The organism is Gemella sp. 27098_8_149 (genome assembly GCF_041433745.1).
Lineage (GTDB): Bacteria > Bacillota > Bacilli > Staphylococcales > Gemellaceae > Gemella.
In genome coordinates this window covers 128,077-147,762 of sequence record NZ_JAPWCB010000003.1, presented here as the reverse complement: position 1 = coordinate 147,762, position 19,686 = coordinate 128,077, and the positions used below count along the sequence as shown (strand labels likewise).

General features: G+C 29.2%; 20 protein-coding genes. 17 read left to right on the top strand and 3 right to left on the bottom strand.

Features of this window, described 5'->3' with window-relative positions:
• Positions 1-3: 3 nt before the first annotated feature.
• Positions 4-1,389: an ISL3 family transposase gene (locus O3801_RS02740; RefSeq protein ID WP_371454011.1), complete on the bottom strand. Its 1,386-nt coding sequence runs from the start codon at positions 1,387-1,389 to the stop codon at positions 4-6.
• Positions 1,390-1,773: 384 nt separating this feature from the next.
• On the opposite strand from O3801_RS02740, the gene phnD reads away from it, so the two are divergent.
• The 3 genes from phnD to O3801_RS02725 are packed head-to-tail and all read left to right on the top strand — an operon-like array spanning position 1,774 to position 4,660.
• On the top strand, positions 1,774-2,673 hold the full coding sequence (gene phnD / locus O3801_RS02735; RefSeq protein ID WP_371452204.1) for a phosphate/phosphite/phosphonate ABC transporter substrate-binding protein: 900 nt from the start codon (positions 1,774-1,776) through the stop codon (positions 2,671-2,673).
• Between the two features lie 3 nt (positions 2,674-2,676).
• On the top strand, positions 2,677-4,062 hold the full coding sequence (locus O3801_RS02730; RefSeq protein WP_371454010.1) for a histidine kinase: 1,386 nt from the start codon (positions 2,677-2,679) through the stop codon (positions 4,060-4,062).
• On the top strand, positions 4,043-4,660 hold the full coding sequence (locus tag O3801_RS02725) for a response regulator (protein WP_371454009.1): 618 nt from the start codon (positions 4,043-4,045) through the stop codon (positions 4,658-4,660). Before O3801_RS02730 ends, O3801_RS02725 begins: the two co-directional genes overlap by 20 nt.
• Positions 4,661-4,781: 121 nt before the next feature.
• On the opposite strand, the gene pgtP is transcribed toward O3801_RS02725, so the two are convergent.
• Positions 4,782-6,119 carry a phosphoglycerate transporter protein PgtP gene (gene pgtP / locus O3801_RS02720; RefSeq protein ID WP_294681839.1) on the bottom strand — a complete coding sequence of 446 codons (1,338 nt, stop codon included), beginning with the start codon at positions 6,117-6,119 and terminating at the stop codon, positions 4,782-4,784.
• A 324-nt stretch (positions 6,120-6,443) separates the two neighbouring features.
• On the opposite strand from pgtP, the gene O3801_RS02715 reads away from it, so the two are divergent.
• From O3801_RS02715 to srtB, 13 genes are all read left to right on the top strand, one after another.
• On the top strand, positions 6,444-6,857 hold the full coding sequence (locus O3801_RS02715; protein ID WP_371452212.1) for a MarR family winged helix-turn-helix transcriptional regulator: 414 nt from the start codon (positions 6,444-6,446) through the stop codon (positions 6,855-6,857).
• A gap of 14 nt (positions 6,858-6,871) precedes the next feature.
• Positions 6,872-7,231: a DUF1304 domain-containing protein gene (locus O3801_RS02710; RefSeq protein ID WP_371452214.1), complete on the top strand. Its 360-nt coding sequence runs from the start codon at positions 6,872-6,874 to the stop codon at positions 7,229-7,231.
• 15 nt (positions 7,232-7,246) lie between these two features.
• The gene (locus O3801_RS02705) at positions 7,247-7,891 is read left to right on the top strand and encodes an NAD(P)H-binding protein (RefSeq protein ID WP_371454008.1); all 645 of its coding nucleotides are present in this window, start codon (positions 7,247-7,249) and stop codon (positions 7,889-7,891) included.
• Positions 7,892-8,193: 302 nt separating this feature from the next.
• A complete protein-coding gene (locus tag O3801_RS02700) occupies positions 8,194-8,478 on the top strand; it encodes a cupin domain-containing protein (protein WP_371454007.1) in 285 nt (94 codons plus the stop codon).
• Between the two features lie 106 nt (positions 8,479-8,584).
• Positions 8,585-8,953 (top strand): single-stranded DNA-binding protein, encoded by a 369-nt coding sequence (locus O3801_RS02695; RefSeq protein WP_004263834.1) that lies wholly within the window; start codon positions 8,585-8,587, stop codon positions 8,951-8,953.
• Between the two features lie 145 nt (positions 8,954-9,098).
• The gene (locus O3801_RS02690) at positions 9,099-9,365 is read left to right on the top strand and encodes a DUF2087 domain-containing protein (protein WP_371452223.1); all 267 of its coding nucleotides are present in this window, start codon (positions 9,099-9,101) and stop codon (positions 9,363-9,365) included.
• Entirely contained in the window at positions 9,358-10,542 is a 1,185-nt protein-coding gene (locus tag O3801_RS02685) for an MFS transporter (protein WP_371454006.1), read from the top strand. Before O3801_RS02690 ends, O3801_RS02685 begins: the two co-directional genes overlap by 8 nt.
• 294 nt (positions 10,543-10,836) lie before the next feature.
• Complete coding sequence (locus O3801_RS02680; protein WP_371454005.1) at positions 10,837-13,023, top strand: endonuclease/exonuclease/phosphatase family protein; 2,187 nt, start codon at positions 10,837-10,839, stop codon at positions 13,021-13,023.
• A gap of 182 nt (positions 13,024-13,205) precedes the next feature.
• A complete protein-coding gene (gene folB / locus O3801_RS02675) occupies positions 13,206-13,586 on the top strand; it encodes a dihydroneopterin aldolase (RefSeq protein ID WP_371454004.1) in 381 nt (126 codons plus the stop codon).
• Positions 13,586-14,059, top strand: coding sequence for a 2-amino-4-hydroxy-6-hydroxymethyldihydropteridine diphosphokinase (gene folK, locus O3801_RS02670; RefSeq protein ID WP_371454003.1), 474 nt, complete (start codon positions 13,586-13,588; stop codon positions 14,057-14,059). The genes folB and folK overlap by 1 nt, the downstream gene beginning before the upstream one ends.
• Positions 14,060-14,075: 16 nt before the next feature.
• On the top strand, positions 14,076-15,083 hold the full coding sequence (dusB, locus tag O3801_RS02665; RefSeq protein WP_371452233.1) for a tRNA dihydrouridine synthase DusB: 1,008 nt from the start codon (positions 14,076-14,078) through the stop codon (positions 15,081-15,083).
• Positions 15,084-15,387: 304 nt separating this feature from the next.
• Positions 15,388-16,539, top strand: a complete 1,152-nt coding sequence (locus tag O3801_RS02660) for a pyruvate kinase (protein WP_371454002.1) — start codon at positions 15,388-15,390, stop codon at positions 16,537-16,539.
• A gap of 202 nt (positions 16,540-16,741) precedes the next feature.
• Entirely contained in the window at positions 16,742-17,602 is an 861-nt protein-coding gene (gene srtB / locus O3801_RS02655) for a class B sortase, LPKTxAVK-specific (protein WP_371454001.1), read from the top strand.
• Positions 17,603-17,652: 50 nt separating this feature from the next.
• Here srtB and O3801_RS02650 read toward each other — a convergent pair whose 3' ends face one another.
• Positions 17,653-18,801 carry an MFS transporter gene (locus O3801_RS02650; protein WP_371454000.1) on the bottom strand — a complete coding sequence of 383 codons (1,149 nt, stop codon included), beginning with the start codon at positions 18,799-18,801 and terminating at the stop codon, positions 17,653-17,655.
• Positions 18,802-19,033: 232 nt separating this feature from the next.
• Here O3801_RS02650 and O3801_RS02645 point away from each other — a divergent pair, with 232 nt between their 5' ends.
• A complete protein-coding gene (locus O3801_RS02645; RefSeq protein ID WP_371453999.1) occupies positions 19,034-19,663 on the top strand; it encodes an MBL fold metallo-hydrolase in 630 nt (209 codons plus the stop codon).
• Positions 19,664-19,686 lie beyond the last annotated feature (23 nt).

The window sequence follows — 19,686 nt, the reverse complement described above, 5'->3', positions numbered from 1 at the left end:
AAGCTATGCTATATTAAGTAGTATAGCTTTTTTCCTATTTTTTCGTTTTAATCTTATTTCTTTCTTTTTAGCGAGAACAGCTTGACGCTCTTCTTTCGAATATCTAGGTTTCTTATTAGTCTCTGAAGGTGTAAATAGACTGAAAACAAGTAGTATTTTAGCTTTAAAGTTACTAAAAGATTTATAACCATAAGAAATACGTTTAATAACTTTGATTTTGTTGTTAATTCCCTCTAAAGGGCCATTAGATAGCCCATTGTAATACATAGTATTTTTGATTTGTCTTTTATATTTTCTAAGTGTTTTAATAGCTGTAAACATATATCTAGGTAAAGTAGATTTATCGTTAATTAAAGCTTTAAAACTATCAAAATCATCTTTTTCAAGAGCTTCTCTAAGGTCTTGGATAAGCCAATAACACTTATAAAGCTGAGAATCTTGCTTAATTAAGTAGTTGACAATATCTTGTTCGGTAGTGATGTACTTAAAGTATTTAAACTTCTTGTGGGTACCATTATCTAATTCATTATAGCTAGTAAGAAGATTTTTCCAATAACATTTCAATTGTCTGTATAACTCTTTATTCTTGTCTTTAATACTGTTCATAAATGACACCCTATATTTATTAAAAGCTCTATTAACTAACTGAACAATATGGAATCTATCAATAACTATCTTCGCATTAGGGAAAAGCTCTCTAATAATACTTTTATAACCAGAGTTCATATCAATAACTACTGCCTTAACCTTACAACGCTCTTGATAAGAATAATATAAGAAGTAGTCTTTAATAATCTTGTTAGTTCTCCCCTGAAGTATATTTTGTATTTTATGAGTTAATGCATCTGCATACACGAAGCTCATTTTACTTATACTATCGGAAGTAGAAGACACTTCATCAAAGCACATACAAACAGGTAAGGTTTTAGGTCTTTCTAAAGTTTTAGATAGATCACATTGTATTCTTAATACAGTATTAGTAGATACAGCACAAGATTCAGCTATTTCTTTTAAAGTATTCTCTTTAGACAATCTTTTAATAATACCTGCTCGTAGATTTTTAGAGGTATTAGAATTCTTCCTAACTTCAGTAGTTTCAGCTGTAAAGGATTTACGACAACCTCTACATATAAAACGATGTTTATTTAAGTATAAGATAGCTGGTTTGTCAGAAATAGAGGGCATTTTAACCTTTACTTTTCTATAACCGTTATTAATTATCTTACATTTTTGGCAATAAGGACAAAAGTTAGATGAAGCTTCCAATACTCCATAATAAACTAGATGCTTACAACCATTTATTTCAATTTCATCTGTTTTATCTAGAATTTTTATATTTTTGTCAGTTATTTGTAGCGTTATTTTAAGAGATTTGCTATAATTACACATATGAATGTAAATTTCCTTTCTTGATTTTTTGCTCATACTTAAATTATAGAGGAATTTTACATTCTTTTCTATTTTTTTATAAATTTAAATACGGCTGATATTTATTATCAACCGTATTTATTATAGACTCTTCTTTTTTTAAGGTTACAAATTAAAGAATAACTATATTTAGTGAAGTCGATAGTAAATTTGTTCTGTTTATCATATATAACGAATTAAGTTATTGTGATTATCAGAAAGAATTGAATGATTTCACTTTTTTCATTAAAAATAAAATGTTATACTATTAATAAAAGATAAATAGTATTAATTCTATTATTTAACATAATAATTTATTGATATAGTGTTTGAAATTGGAGAAAATAATTTAGAGGTTGGAGAAAAATGAAAAGAATAGTTATAAGCCTATTTTTAATAGTTCTTTCTGTTTTATTATTTGCAGTACTTCCTTTCGTTTTGAAGAATAAACAAGAAGAGTATATAGACTTTTCTGAAGTAACAGAAACAGTTGATAATAGCGCGAAGGATGATGAAACTTTAAGAATTGGATTGATTTCCGTAACTGGTGATAATAAGAGTTATATTTTGGAAAAAGAATTAGCTAATTATATCGGAGAGAAATTGAATAAAAAAGTAAAATTAATACAGAAAAAAAGTTATAGAGATATAAATGTATTATTAAAGAATAACAAGATAGATGTAGCATTCTTATCTACGGGAGCATATTCGTTATATGAAGATAAGGAGTCTTTAGAACTTTTAGCAAGACCAAATAGGGGGAAAACATACTATCATCCCATAGTTATAACAAAAAAAGATTCCAATATAAATAGTATTGAAGATTTGAAAGGTCAGAGCTTTGCATTTGTAGATACTTACAGTTATTCTGGGTATTTAGCAATGAATGATTATTTAAAGAAAAACGGGTTATCAGCAAATAAGTTTTTCAGTAATAGTTATTTTACTCACAGTCATGAAGAATCAATAAATCAAGTAACTAATGGAACTGTAAAAGCTGCTATCGTAGATGACTGGGCATTACAGTATATTTATAATAATTTTCCAGATACTGCACATAATATAAAAATAATAAAAACATTTCCGGAGGTTGCAACTGGACCGGTAGTAACTCATAAAAACTATGAAGAAAAAGATAAGCTTAAACAGATTTTGCTATCTATTGATAAGGATAGTGCAATAAAAAGCACGTTATCACAGCTTCAAATTGAAAAATATGAAGAAACAAAAGCTAGTGATTATCCTAATTTAATAAGTGAGGATTAATATATGGCAAAATTAAAGATAAAAAATAAGATAATTATATTCTTTATAGTAATTTATACTATATATTTAAGTGTTATTTTGGCTTTTACTTATGTTAGTAATAAAGATATACTCGAGAGTGCTTTAAAAGATAGAATAACTCAGACTTACTATCAACTTTCAGGAAATATTTCTGAAAATATAAAAACAGAAAATACTTATGAAATTCATCAAAAAATTCATAGTGCAGCATTGAATAATGAGGTTGCATACATTATTGTATTTGATAATGAAAAAAATATCTTAGGAAAAACATTGAAAGAGATTCCTCAGAAAATTGCAACATTTAGTGATGAACAGTTAAACAATTTTAAGAAATATGACAGTTCAAGAGGGGAAATATTAGAGTATGTATCTCCCATAGATGATGTTAATATTGGTTATATTAGAGTTGGATTTTACACGAAAAATATTTATATGAAGACATATAGTCAGTTTTTAAGAATTCTTATTTTAAATATGTCAGTGTTTGTTATGTTATTGGTTATTGCATACTACGTTTCAAAATTAATAGAACGTCCGGTGCAAGATTTAACTTCGGTAACCGATGAGATAATTCGAGAAGGCGATTATAGAACAAAGATAGAAAAAGAGAATTACAGTCGTGATTTCCATGTTCTTGTCAGTTCTATAAATGAAATGGTCGAGAATAATAAAAAGAATAAAAAATTAAATAACTATCTATTAAATAAAATATTTAGAATTCAAGAGGAAGAGAAAAAGATGCTGTCGAGAGAACTTCATGATGAAGTTAGTCAATCTTTAGCAAGCCTTCTGTTTTTAATAAGTAATTTAGTAGATAAAGAAAGTGACCAAAAGAAAAAAGATCGCTTATTATTAATTCAGTCTGAAATAGAAAATAGCTTAAGTAATATTCGAAATATAGCTGTTAATTTGAGACCACCTAGTACTGAACTTAGCTTAGGAGAAGTAATTAGTAAATATATTGAAGATTACAAGAATCTGTATGGTATAGATGTTGAGTTTTATACCAACTATGAGGGTGGAAAAAATAATAATTTTGATATTACTCTTTATCGTATTATTCAAGAATCATTATCGAATATAAAACGCCATTCAGGAGCTACAGAAGTCCAAATTAAATTATATGAAAATACAGATTATATAATTTTAACTATTGCGGATAACGGAATAGGGTTAACTAAAGAACGAGTTGAACTAGCGAAAAAGCAAGGACGATTAGGAATTTATGGTATACAAGAGAGAATTTTTGATTTTTCTGGTGAATTTAAACTATTTAAAAATAATAAGTACTCTACTATACTGATGTGTAAATTTAAAACAGAAATGTTAAAAGAGGAGAAAATTGATGAAAATATTATTAATTGATGATCATAAATTGATAAAAATAGGTATCAAAGTTCTTTTAGAAGATAACGAAGAATTTAGTGTTATAGATGATTGTTCAAGTAAAAAAGAGTTTTTAGAAAAGATAACTAATGATTCTTATGACTTATTTATATGTGACATATCATTACCTGATGGAACTGGTTATGATATACTTGAAGTAATAAAAGAGAAGAACATAAATACAAAAGTAATTATTTTAAGTATGCATGAAGATAAATCCTATATGAAAAAAGCATTTAAATTAGGTGCTTCGGGTTATGTAACGAAGAGTACTGCCCATGAAGAAATACTCCGTGCTATAGATAAAGTTATGTTTAAAAATGATATATACCTAAATGAAAAATACGCTACGATTTTCTATGAATTATTTAAAGAAGACAAGGAAATAGAACTTAGCGAGAGAGAAAAAGAAGTAGGACGATATATTGTTGAGGGTTATACATTAACTGATATTGGAGAAAAGCTGTTCTTAAGTGTTAAAACTGTAGATACGTATAAAAAACGCCTCATGGAAAAAACTAATACGAAGAAAAGAAGTGAACTAGTAGAATATCTAAAGTCGAACTTAATATTATAGTAATAAACATAAAGAAAAATACGGGTGATTATAGGAATCAGCCGTATTTTCTTTATAAAAAAACACCTCTATCAATTTAAGGAGGATCAATGATCTTAGTTGATAGAGATGTGTTTTTTCATTAGTTTTCTAATTGTTTAGATGTTTTCTTGAATAATGTTAATGCGATGAATACGAATGCTAATACACAAGAAATGATTAATGCGTAGAAACCTCCGTTCCATCCGAACACGTCAACAAGTTTACCCATTACATAACCAGCACTTGCTGATCCAAGTAGGTAACCGAATAGTCCAGTAAGACCAGTAGCTGTACCTGTAGCAACACGTGGAACTAAGTCCGCTGCTTGAAGACCGATCATCATAACTGGTCCGTAGATTAAGAATCCGATAGCTACTAGACAGATATTATCGATAAGTGGGTTACCCGGAGGGTTTTTCCAGTAAATGAATACTGCAACAAGTACTCCAGTTAAGAATAATAACATTGGAGGAGCACGGTGTCCTTTGAACACTTTATCACTTAAGTAACCACTAGATAACATACCGAAGATACCAGCATATTCATATAAGAAGTAAGCCCAGCTTTGTTTGTCAACAGAGAAGTGTTTTACTTCTTTTAAGTATGTTGGAGCCCAGTCGATAATTCCGTAACGAACGAAGTATACGAATACGTTAGCAACCGCGATTGCCCATAGGAATTTGTTGTTAATAATGTATTTAAAGAAGATATCTTTTGCTGATAATGTGTGAGCAGATTCAACTTTTTCTACAATTTTTTCACCTTTCCATTCATCTACAGGTGGTAAACCTTCAGATTCTGGAGTATCTTTCATTAGGTAGAACATGATAATTGCTAAGATAATAGCAATAGTCGCTGGTAAGTAGAATAATGATTGCCAAGCACCGAAAACAGAAAGTCCTACAAGTGCAAGAGGTCCGATTAATCCACCACCAAGGTTGTGAGAAACGTTCCACCAACTCCACCAAGCACCACGCTCAGAAGCTGAGAACCAGTTAGTCATTGTTTTAGCACCAGGTGGGTAACCCATACCTTGGAACCATCCGTTAAGTGCTGATAAGAAAATCATTAATGTTAATGAAGATAGCACTGCAGGAACAAGACCAAAAATTAAGCTGACTGCAGCAGAAGCAACTAAACCAATAGTAATAAAGTACTTAGGATTACTTCTGTCTGATACGTTACCCATGATGAATTTACTGAAACCATAAGCTAATGATAGAGCAAGTGAAACTTTCCCTAAGTCAGCTTTAGAGTAACCGTATTGGTCGATTAAATAAGGGATAGCAAGTGAGAAGTTTTTTCTGATTAGATAGTACGCTGCGTATCCAATGAATACCCCTGAGAATACTTGCCATCGAAGTCTTTTATATTCAGCATCTGTACGAGCACTGTCGATTCTCGGTTTAGGTGCTGAAGCTTTTAAAAATGAAAACATTTAGAATTCCTCCTTAACTTCAATTATATATAATATTAAATTAATATAGTTTATTTTATTATAAACCCTTTTATTTAATAAGTTTTTATAGCAATTTAATATTTTTTAAATCGCATATTTATTTAAACTATTTAACTTATAAAATAATTATATAAGACTAGAAAACGTTTGTAAATGCTAATAGAAAAAGTTTTTTTCTTTTAGAAAATACCTTACACTTTTTGTAAGAATAAATCCTACAAAATATAACAATTGACAAGTCAATTATTATAAAGTATAATAGTTTTCAAATAATTGACTTATCAATTAATAGAGGAGAAAAATATGGATGTTAAAGACTATGTAAAATTATTACACGATTTGAAAATTTTAGAAATAAAAGTCGCGAATATTTTCGAAAAAAGATTAGAAATAAGTTTAACAAGATTTCAAATTATAAAATATTTATATGAAGTTGAGGTTGCAACCCCTAAGCAACTAGCACAAAGCTTAGAAATAGATGCAGCAGCCATAACAAGACATTTAAAAATACTAGAAGAAGGAGAATATATTACAAAGCGTCGTAATGAGCAAAATAATAGAGAAGTATTTGTAGAACTTACACAATATTCCAAAAATAAAGTGGATCAGTGCGTTAAAGAAACTGATATTAGACAATTTATTGGTCCAGAATTTACCAATGATGATTTTGAACAGTTGGTAAAATTACTTAATAAATTCAATAATAATTTAATTTAAAAAGAGGTATAAAGATGAGTATAATAACAATAATTCTAACAGTTTTAGTAGCATTACTATTTTTCTATATTATGTATTTAGAAACATTTGCTACAGATTCTGATAGTACAAGTAGAGTATTTAATATTGAAAAAGAAGAGTTACAGAGACCTAATTTAAATGTTTTATTTAAAAATCAAGGTGTATATAATGGATTAATCGGGGTTGGCTTACTGTACGGAACATTCTTATCAAAAAATCCTAAAGAAATTGTAGGAATGTTACTAATTTATATTATATTAGTAGCTATTTACGGTGGTTTAACTAGTGATAAAAAAATTATTCTAAAGCAAGGTGGATTACCAATCTTAGCTTTAATTTCATTAATTTTATAGAGAGGGGATATTAGCATGAAAAATACAGCAGTAATTATTGGGGCAACTGGAGCAGTAGGTAGAGAAATTTTAAAAGAAATATTAGGCAGTGAATATTATGAAAGAGTTTATGTTCTTGGAAGAAATTCTATAACAAGCTTACCCAATGAAGAAAGATTAACAAAAATAATAATAGATTTTGAAAATATTAATTTTGATACGAGTATATTAGAAAATGCAGATGTTTTTGCTAGTCTTGGAACAACAATAAAAATAGCAGGTTCAAAAGAAAATCAAAGAAAGATTGACGTTGACTATACTGTGAATTTCGCTAAGCTTTGTGAAGGGAAGGTAAGAAGCTTTAATATTGTTTCAGCAATAGGTGCTAATAGCAAGTCGAAAAACTTCTATAATTCATTAAAAGGTGAACTAGAGGATAAACTAAAAGAGATGAATCTTGGAACGCTTAGAATTTTTCAGCCATCACTTCTTATTAGTAAACGCGAAGATAAGAGGTTTTTAGAAGAAATATTTATGAAGGTAGCGCCGATTTTTCAATTTGTATTAAAAGGGAAGACTAAAAAATATAGTCCAATAGAGGCTAGTTTATTAGGAAAAGAAATGGTCCGATTTGCAGTAGACTATAAAGATAGAGGGACATATACTTATAATGATTTTTAGAATTATTGAACTTAAAGTCTTAAGACTTTTTTAAGAAGGTAATATAAGAATTTACAGATACAATAATTTATTGGTATATTAATTTGCTTTAAACTAGCTTTTGATATTTGATAAAGTTTGTAGGGAGTGACTTAAAAAAATGATTTCTCTGAAATCACGATTTTTGAGTCGCGCCCTTTTAATTAATTAAAATTTCAAACGGATTTTATTTGTTTTATATAGTGAAAAGTTTTATAATAAAGATAAGAAAACGTTTTTAAAATGTTATTTGTATGGAGAAAATTAAAATAAGGAGAATTAGTATGAGTGTAGGAATAATTTTTGAAGAAGCGGGATTATTAAAAAAACATGACAGATTTAAATTAGTAAAAAAAGTAGGGAAACAAGGCGAACTAATAGCGAAACATAACCATCCAGAAGCCTTGGTAGTATTTACTTGTGTTAAAGGAGAGGTTAAGGTGTACTTAAATGATGATGAAGTACATATTGTTGAACCAGGGAAAGTTCTTCATTTTGATGGAGATAATTATATTAATGTTGAATTTTTACAAGATGGAGAAGTATTTGTAACTTTAATTCATAAATAATTCCTAAAATTATCATTAGATATTTGGCACATAGAATTGTATAAAATTATAGTCTTCCAATTGTTTTTATAGCGATCTAAATTATTATTTTAAGGGAGGATATATTATGTTAAATCAAGTAATATTAATAGGAAGACTAGTTAAAAAGCCTGAACTAAAAGAAAGTGATAAGAAAGTAAACTATATTAAAGCAACATTAGCTGTTCAATCTGATTTTAAAAATAAGGATGGAAATTATGATACAGAATTTTTCGAGTTTACTACTTTTGGTAAAACTGCAGAAAATACCGCTAAATATTGCGAAAAGGGAAGTTTACTTAATATAGTAGGAAGTTTGAATAACAATGTATATACTGACAAAAATGGAGTAAAACACTATCAAATGTCTGTAATTGCTAATAAAGTTTCTTTTTTAAGCAAAGGAACGAAAAAAGAAGAAAAAGAGTCAGAAGACGTATTTGTCTTAGGTCAATAAAATTAAATACTAATTTAGATTGCATAAATCTCTAACATAGGTTAAACTGTGTTAGAGGTTTATTTTTTTGTTGTATTCTTTATTTTTTTTTCGTATAATAATGTATAAAAAAAATAAAATTTATTAATAGAAAGGAAGAGGCTTTATGGAAGAAATCAAAGCAAAATATTTTAAAGATGATAAATTGATGACAATTCCCAAAAAAGAAAAGAATAAGATCCCTGTTCTTCAGTTAGTTTTAGAGATGTTAAAGGAAAAATCATTAGAGTTTACCGAGAAAGAATTAAATGAAGCAATTAAGGAGATTTATCCGGATTATTCACTAATTAGAAGATATCTTGTTGATTATAAGTTCTTAGAAAGAGATAATTATGGGAAAATGTATAAGATAGTAGGGGAAAAAGATGAATAATACCAAATTTTATTATTTGTATAGTATTTTATCTACAACAGCACTATCATTCTTTAATCCGATTTTGTATATTTATCTGTTGTCAAAAGATTTCTCTTTTACTGAAGTTGGGCTATATTTATCGATTTTTTGGTTGGTTTCATTTATGACTGAGCTTCCATGTGGAGCAATCACCGATAATATCGGAGCAAAAAATAGTATTCTTCTAAGTGTGATTTTTAGGGTTGTTGGATTAATATTGTTGCTTAGCAATAGTTTAATATTGTTATACATATCTGCAATATTATCTGCCATTGCAGAATCATTTCAATCTGGAACTTTAACAAGTTGGTTGGTCAATGTAAACAATAAAAATAATGAAGAAATAGATATAGATAAAGTTCTTTCTAGAAGTTCACTATATTCACTATTTTTCTCAGCGGTAATAGGATTTATAAGTGCAAAGTACGTGTATGTATATTATAAAAGTTTGTCGATAATATTGAGTATGTCAATTTTTATTATTTCGTTTTTATTTACATATTTATTTATGAAAAAATTAGAACAGACACAAAAAATATCTATTGAGAATTTAAAAGGTTCAATAGTTACGGTGAAAAATTCGTTAAAAGAAACACTGTATGTAAAAAGTAGTGTATTTCTTATGATACTGTTTGTTATTCCTTCTATTTTAGATCTTGGACCATCAAATCAGTGGCAAGCTGTATTTGAAAAATTAGACGCTGATATTATCGGTTATGTTTGGATTGGTATATCAGTTAGTGGGATGTTCGGAAGTGTCATATACGAAAAATTATCAAATAAATTATCAAAGTTACGCATTTTATATTTCTTTGTAATTGTAAATCTTGGAATGCTATTAATGTTTATTTTTATTCAAAATGTATATGCTAAGTTTATACTATTCATGCTATTTATTGTATTTTTCACTTTAATGAGCATACAGGTTAATGTATTTATGCATAAATATTTGGTAAAGAGTGATGAAAATAGAACGACAACAGTTTCTATATTCTATACTTTTGAATCTATCATTGTAGCAATATTACTATCTGTAAATGGAGTTTTAACTGATAAGGTCGGAATAGAAAATACTTGGTTAGTCTTTATATCAATGGTAGGTTTAGTTATTATATCATTTATGTTTGCAAAACTGAAAAAAAGTAGAATTAAATAGTTTAATTATTGATTCTAAAAATCTTCAGGGAGTGACTCAAAAATCGCGATTTCTCAGAAATCGCGATTTTTTAGAGTCACCCCCGCACAGTTTATTAGATATCTAAAAAGCTTTTATAAAGCGAATTTGGATATCAATAAACCACTGCGTCTATGAGTTTTCATATAAACCTTGTTAAAATTTAGGAATTTTGGGTTAGCCTCTTTTTTTGTAAAGGTGAATAATTGATATTGCTTATTAATAAGATTAATAGTAAAATAATTAGTATAAACTTATATACAAGGAGTTCATATTGTGAAAAAATACAAATTATCAATATTATTAGCAAGTGCAGTATTAGGAGGAGCAGGTGCGACTTACCTATCTGCAGAAGTAAATGAAGTTTCTGCGGCTGAAGTAAAGACAGAAGTAGTTGCTCCAGCAACAACAGATAAAAATGATGTTACGCCAGCCGGAACAGCATCAGCAGCTCAAGTAACAGCACCTAAAGAAGTAAAAAACATAGGTGAAGTGCAAGGAGAAAGTCATCAAAGTCCATTAGTAGGAAAAGAAGTAGTTATAAATAATGTCGTAGTAACTAAGACTGATGGAGACAAAGGTTTCTATGTTCAAGATAAAGTTTCTGATAACAATCCAAGAACATCTGATGCAGTATATGTTGCTTCAAAAGATAAAGTAGAATCAGGTGACTTATTAAAAGTTCAAGGAACTGTTAAAGAAGGTTATATGGAAGAATATTCTGTAAAACAAGGACAAACTTTTAAAAAACCAGCAGGTAGCCTAACAGTTACTCAAATCATTAATGCAACTATAACAAAACTAGGGAAAGCAGAATTACCGAAAGCATTAAACATTTCTGAAAAAATGCCTAAAGATATAGTTGACAATACACCAACTAAATATAATCCAGAAACTGAGGCACTAGACTATTGGGAAAGTCTAGAGGGGATGCTTGTTGAAGTAACTAAACCAAAAGTTACTGGTCCACAATATAAAGGTGATATTTATGTATTACCAGGAGACTACAAAGGTCAAAAACTTAATAACATCGGTGGGGTGAATCTTCGTCCTGGTGTCCAAAATACAGAAGTATTACCAGTAACTGTTGGGAATAAATTTGTAGCAAAAGCAAAAGATTACTTTAATGAAAATATTACTGGGGTAGTTACTTATAAAAATAAAACATATAAAATTGATCCATCTAGTGTACCAGCAATTCAAGATGGAGGATTAACACGTGAAGTTTCAAAAATTTATCCTTCAGAAGATAAATTAACTATAGCTTCATACAACATTGAAAACTTCTCAGCTAACAATAATGGTCACGATGAAACACCAGAGGAAAAAGTTGATAAGATTGCTAATTCATTCATCAAAGAAGTTCATAGTCCTGACATTATTACTCTAATCGAAGTTCAAGATAACAATGGTGGAGTTAATGATGGAACTGTTGATGGAGTTAAGAGTGGGGAGAAATTAGCTCAAAGAATTAAGAGTCTTGGTGGACCAGATTATAAATATACTGAAATAGCTCCAGTTGATGGAAAAGATGGTGGGAAACCAGGTGCTAACATTAGGGTAGCTTACTTATACAATCCTAAGAGAGTAACTCTAATTGGTAAAGAAAAAGGTGGAAGTGAAGAAGCAGCACGTTTTGTAAATGGACACCTTGAGAAAAACCCAGCTAGAGTTGATCCAACAAGTGTTCACTTTGAAAAAGTAAGAAAATCATTAGCTGCTGAATTTGAATTTAAAGGTGAGAGAATAGTAGTAATTGCAAACCACTTAAAATCAAAATTAGGAGACGATGCAATCTATGGTTCTAACCAACCATCAGTAGAAAATACAAAAGCAAAACGTATTGAAGAAGCTAAAATTCTTAATGCCTTCATTAAAGAAGGATTACGTCAAAATCCTAACTTAAAATTTGTTCTTACTGGAGACTTCAATGATTTTGAATTCTCAGATAGTGTAAAAACAATCGTAGGAAATGAACTTGTTAATTTAATGGCTGAACATGAACAAGGGGACAGATATTCATACTTCTACCGTGGAAGTAACCAAAGTTTAGACAATATTTTAATTTCTAAAAATATCAAGGATAAAGTAGTATTCTCTCCTGTACATATTAATGCTTCATTTATGGAAGAGCATGGACGCGCTTCTGACCATGATCCTGTAGTTGTGCAAATTGACTTCAGTAAACCAACAGCTCCAGTATCACCAGAGGTAAAACCAGAACCAGGTATTACTCCAAACAAAGAGGATAAAAAAGACAACTCTACATCTCAAAATTTAGGAGTAGTTGAAACAGAAACTGGAAGTGTAGCTAACAGCGGTGCTTCAAAATCAAATGTAAAAGTAGCTGCACCAGCTAAAAGCGTATTACCAAAAACAGGATTAGATACTTCTAGTTCATTAGTATTTGCTGGAATCAGTGCGATGATGGCATTCTTCCTAGGAAGAAAAAAACGTAACTAATTATTATTGAATAATTTGTAGAGAGATGACTCAAGAAATTTGATTAAAATAAATCATTATTCTTGGGTCATTTTTATTTTTTTATGAAAAATAAGATAAAGTAAGTATAATCATTAGAGAAAAAAGTCGAAATATGATAAAATTTTATAGTTAAGCAAAATAATGATTGAGAGGTATTGATCATGAAAACAGTGTTATTTATTGATAATCTTGAAGTATTTGCTAATCATGGATTATTCGAAGAAGAGAATAAATTAGGTCAGAAGTTTATTTTTGATATAGAATGTGAGCTTAATTATAAGAAAGCTATGTTCAGTGATGAAATGACAGATAGTATTAGTTATGCAGATATTGCAGAAGTTGTTGTGAAAACTGCTACGACTAATACATTTAATTTACTTGAGAGATTATCTGGAGAAATTTTAAAAAATATTTTTACTGAATTTTCTCAAATAGAAAATATTAAATTAAAAATCAATAAACCAGGAGCACCGATAAAATATCATTTTGAAAAATGTGGTGTAGAAGTAAAAGTATCACGTGAGGAGTTTTATAACTTATAATGATTATACTAGCGTTAGGAACTAATATAGAGCCAAGAGAACAGTATTTAAAAGATGCTTTAACAAAAATTGAAGAAAATAATCTTAAGATTATTTTGAAAAGTAGTGTCTACGAAACACCTGCATGGGGTGGGGTAGCTGATCAAAACTTTTTAAATATGTGTATAGAAGTAAAAACTAAACTAGAAGCATATGAATTGCTAGATACGATTCAAAAAATAGAACTTGAATTGGGTCGAGTTCGTAAGGAACACTGGGGTAATAGGACAATTGATATCGATATAATCACATTTAATGAATTAACTTTTAATGATGAGAGATTAATTGTTCCACATAAATATATTCATGATAGAAACTTTGTTTTAGCTCCTTTAGTTGAAATGTACGGTAGTATAGATATTGCCGGGAAAAATATAAAAGAATCATTAGAAAAAATAACAGGACCAATAAGTGTTTATAAAGAAAAATTGTAAAAAGAAAGGATAAAGAATGTTTAAAATTAGAGAAGTAGAAATTCCAAATAGAGTTGTTTTAGCGCCTATGGCAGGTGTATGTAATGCTGCATTCCGTTTAACAGCGAAAGAATTCGGTGCAGGATTAGTTTGTGCTGAGATGGTAAGTGATAAAGCTATTTTATTCAACAATAAAAAAACGATGAATATGCTATATATCGATCCAAGAGAACGTCCACTAAGTTTACAAATCTTCGGTGGGGAGATTGAAACATTAGTAGAAGCTGCGAAGTATGTTGATAAAAATACAGAAGCTGATATTATTGACTTAAATATGGGATGTCCGGTACCAAAGATTACTAAAGTTGATGCTGGTAGTAAATTACTTCTTGATCCAGATAAGGTATATGAAGTAATTGCAAGACTAGTAGATTCTGTTTCTAAGCCTGTAACTGTAAAAATGCGTATGGGATGGGATGATGAGCATATTTACATAATGGATAATGCTAGAAATGCAGAGCGTGCAGGTGCAAGTGCTATTGCTATCCACGGTAGAACAAAAGTTCAAATGTACAGTGGTAAAGCTAACTGGGATGTTATTCGTGATGTGAAAAAAGAACTGAAGATTCCAGTAATTGGTAATGGAGATGTAACTACTCCAGAACTTGCGAAAAAGATGCTAGATGATACTAATTGTGATGCGGTAATGATAGGGCGAGCAGCTTTAGGAAATCCTTGGATGTTATATCGTACTGTTAAATATCTAGAAACTGGTGAATTAACAGAAGAGCCAAGTCCAAGAGAAAAAATTGACGTTTGTCTACTTCACTTAAGAAGACTTATGGAAATTAAACCTGAAAGAGTAGCCGTACATGAAATGAGAAAACATGCTGCATACTATATGAAGGGTATTAAAGGTGGAGCAAAAGTTAAAAAAGAGTTAAATACTTTAAACTCATATGCAGAAATGGAAAATCTATTTGGAGAATTCCTAGACTATCTTGAATCTGGAATTGTAGCTCCTAAAAAAGAAATAATCATTTAATGCATTGAATTATTAATTCTATTAAATAAAAAAATTCTGAAAAGAGGTTATACAAATGTTAGTATAACCTCTTTTTTATAGTTAAGAAATAAATATTAAAAATATTTCCAAAGTCATATAAATATTGAAAATTATAGGTTTCTATGGTGCTATATAAACAATCTCCTCTATACGACTTAAAAATAAATTAAATGGTAAATGAAGATTGTGGAGTGGTAAACTATAAAAAGTATCTAGAAAATAATAATTCAATGTGTTATAATTAAGAAAAAAGAAAACGTTTTAAAAGGTGAGGTAGTTATATATGACTAGAAAGGCAAAAATTATAGCAACTTTGGGAAATAGTACAGAGGGAATATTAGAGGAGATTGTTGCTAAAGGTGCGGATGCTGTATTAATTGATACATATTATGGAAGTACAGAAGAGTGCATTGATAGAATTAATAAAATAAAAGAATTAAGAGACAAATTAGATAAAAATACTGCAATAATTTATGACTTAGATCATATTTATGCGGAGAGTAAATATAAATTAATTAAAATAGAAGAAGAAAATGTTCATTTTGCTTGTCAAAATGATGTTGATTTTGTTGCTTGTCCATTTGTTAGTAATCTAGATGAAATCCGAAAAGTAAAAGACATATTGCAAGTTCAAGGGAAAAAGGATATTGGATTAATAGTAAAAATTGACTGTAAAGAAGCTTATGAAAATATAGATGAAATAATTCAATTTGCGGATTCTATTATGATTAATAGGGATGAACTTGGTATGGAACTTCCGTATGAAAATCTGCCGAGTATTCAAAAAGAAATTATTAGAAAAGCTAATGATGCAACTGTAGAGGTAATTTTAACAACTCAAATGTTACATTCTATGATTTATAATCCTAGACCAACACGTGCTGAAGTTTCTGATGTGGCAAATGCGGTTATTGATGGCGTAGATGCAATAATGTTAATAGAGGAAACAGCTACAGGTAATTATCCAAAAGAGGCTTTACAAACAGTTGATAAAATTATAAGTTATATAGAAACTCAAGATATAGTCCTTGAAGATGAAGACGATGAGTATAAAAATCATAAGATGGATATTGCTCATGCAATTTCACTGTCAACAAAATATTTACTTGATTCACTAGATGTGAATAACATTGTTACATATACTAAATCAGGTAGTACTGCAAAATTTATCGCAAGATATAGACCAAAAGTTCAGATCTTGGCAGTAGTTCCATCAAAACAAAAAGCTAGAAAATTAGCATTAACAAGAGGTGTTACTACATTTATTGAAGAAAGAACATTACCAATGGAAGAAATGCTAAGTTTGGCACCAAAATTTGCTAAAGAATCAGGTTTAGCAAAAGAGGGAGATTATATCCTAATCACAGCTGGACAACCAGATCTTGGAAAAGATAATGTACCACCAACTGATTTTGTTAATATAAGACAAGTTTAAAAATGTATATTTTCATAATGTTAAGAGATCGAACTATGTAAAAGTTCGATCTCTTTTTATGTATATCAAGAAAAACTCAGGTATTCGTTATAAATTTTAGTGTGTAAGAGAGGGTTATTGAAGAAATTTTAGAAGAAATATGATATAATCTAACTTGAAGTTTAGATATGTAAACACAAATTTTTAGAAAGGAATATTTTTTATGAATAATAATAAATCTTTACTAAGTAAAATTGTAAAGTATGTCTTAATGCTTTTATTTGTAGCTGGTGGAGTATTTGGAATTTATTCTTATATGAATAATAACTCAAATGAGCCACAGGTTCGAGTTGAGCAAAAAGTAGACTCTACACAATCTAAAGAAGAGCCTAAGAAAAATGATGAATATGTAGTAGATCAAGCTGAGAAAGATTATTTAGCTAATAAGTTTAAAGACTTAAAAGCAACAAATAATGAGGTTATCGGTTATATGTATGTTCCTGGTGATGGTAAGGATTCACTTAAAGAACCAATTTTACAAACAACTAACAACTCTAAGTATTTAGAGTATGGAATCGACAATAAACCAGCTCCATTTATCGGTGCTGTTTTTATGGATTTTGAAAATAAACCAGGTTTAGATCAAAGTGATGTGAAATGGGTATTTGGACATGCTCGTGCGGGAATCGAGGAGAAGAAAATAACATTGGATACAAGAGTATTCAACAATATGAACTGGTTTGCTAAAAAAGATTATTTTGACAGTCATAGAGTTGTAGTTATGGAAACTCCGGAAAGAAAATACTATTATGAAGTAACAGGGGTTAAAGTAGTTCATGAAGATACTAATTTGTATCAAATACCAACAACCGCTGATAAGAAAGATGAATTTATAAGTTTATTTAAAAACGGGGCAAGAAACTGGTTAGAGAATACGAAAATATCTGGTGAGGATAATATGACAGTATTTGCTACTTGTCGTTTAGATGATGTATCATTAAGAACATTAGTATTAGCTAGACAGGTTCCAGATAAAGAATTAAAAGAATTCTTAGAAAAAAATAAAGAATTATTAAATAGTTAATTATAAAAGGCACAACGTAAAAATTCTACGTTGTGCTTTTTTAATTTATATTATTTTTTATTTCTTAATACTGTATAACTAACTAATGTAGAAATTAATATTAGTGTAGTAGTTATGAAAAATGGTGTAGTATATTTTTCTAAGTGTAGAGCTTCAGGTATTTTTGTAAGTACTACTGGAGTTAGAATTACACCAATATTACCACCTACTAAAATTACACTTGTTGCAAAGTTTATAAATTTATTTTCTAACTTGTTAGAAATATAGAAGAAGTTAAATGACATCGTTCCAACAAAGCTGATTCCTATAAAAATAGCTGCGATATAGAAAATAACAATATTGTTTTTTAAAGCAAAAAGTACACTTCCGATTGTCATGAAACTTAACATTATTGGTAAAGTTAGATTTTTAAATCTCTTGACAAGGATACCGAAGATAAATCCTGAAAGAATACCACTTAAAGCAAGAACCGTTAATAAATTTCTAGCTACATCTGGTTGGTAGTGATATTTTTCTGCTAGTAGAGTAGGGATTTTAATAGTTGCTCCCATGTAAGAAATTCCTACTAAAAATGTTAAAAGAGTTAGAATGATAGTTTCTTTGTGGAATTTAATGCTAACTTTTTTATTATTCACATTTTCTGCATTAGGCACGAATAATAGGAAAATTATGAATATAGGAAGTGCTAGAGCATAAACTAAAAATGTATATTGAATACCGTAAATTAGTAGATATCCAGAGATAAATGTAGTTAGCGCTTTACCTATATTTAAGAATGCAGTTCTTAGTCCAATCATAGTACCACGGTGTTCTTCATCAAAGAAGTCGCTTATCATACTAATAGAAAGAGAATTAAATAAACCAATACCAGCTCCAAGGAAAAGTCTACTAATTAAAACAACTTTAAAGTTAGTTGTAAAGGCAGGTACAATACCGAAGATAAATATTAGTAGTAGCCCAAGAAGAACTGTATTTTTTTTACCAATAAACTTAATTACTCCATTGCTAAGAAGAACAAAGATTGTTATCATCATAGCTGGAATTGTAGCTAAACTCTCAACAGAAGCCAGACCTATATTTGGATTACTCTCATGATAAAATTTATATAGGTTCGGAATTACTGGAGAGATAGCAAGGTGTGACATTAATAATATAGAAATACTAAGTAATGAAAACTTAGCGAATGAATTTAATTTCATTTTATTTCTCCTTTTTTCTTAGATATTTTCCCCTAACTTTTTATGGAAAAGTTAGGGGAAAACTAAGTTTTTATGAAAACCATACTATACCAGTATAAAAAAAATATTAAATAAGGTCAAGTGATGAGGGGATAGTATAAGTAAAGTAAGAAAACTACTAATCAATACTTGTTAATAGAAGAATTATAAGATAAAATAGAGGTAACAATAATTATGGAAAGGTTTTGAGAAAATGGCAAAAGCAGAAATTAGAAGAATAGTAATGGATATGGTAGATGAAAATTGCTATATAGTTTATAAAGATGGACGAGGAGTTATTGTAGACCCAGGAGAAGGATTTGACAGAATACAAAAAGCTGTAGATGAATTAAATGTAAAAATCGAAGCGATATTATTAACGCATGCTCACTTTGATCATATTATGTCATTAGATGAATGTAGAAAACACTACGGGGTGCCGGTATATATTTCAGGGCATGAACGTGATTGGTTACAAAATCCAGATTTTAATGGTTCAACATTATTCCGTTTAAGAAGACCGCCTATGACTGAGCCAGCAGAATTCGAGTTTGAAGAGAATAAAAAATATGAGATAGCAGGATTAAGTTTTACAGTTTTACCTACACCAGGGCATTCTCCAGGTGGAGTATCATTTGATTTTGGTAAGTTTATTGTAGTGGGAGATGCACTATTTAGAAGCGGTTTTGGTCGTTATGATTTATATGGATCAGATTATGATGCACTAAAAAATTCATTAGGTAATGTATTATTTAAGCTTGATGGAGCTAAAATAGTTTATCCAGGTCATGGAGATGAAACTACGATTGAAAGAGAAAGAAATCTAAATCTTATCGGTTTCTAATTTTAAAAGTTATATTATTAATT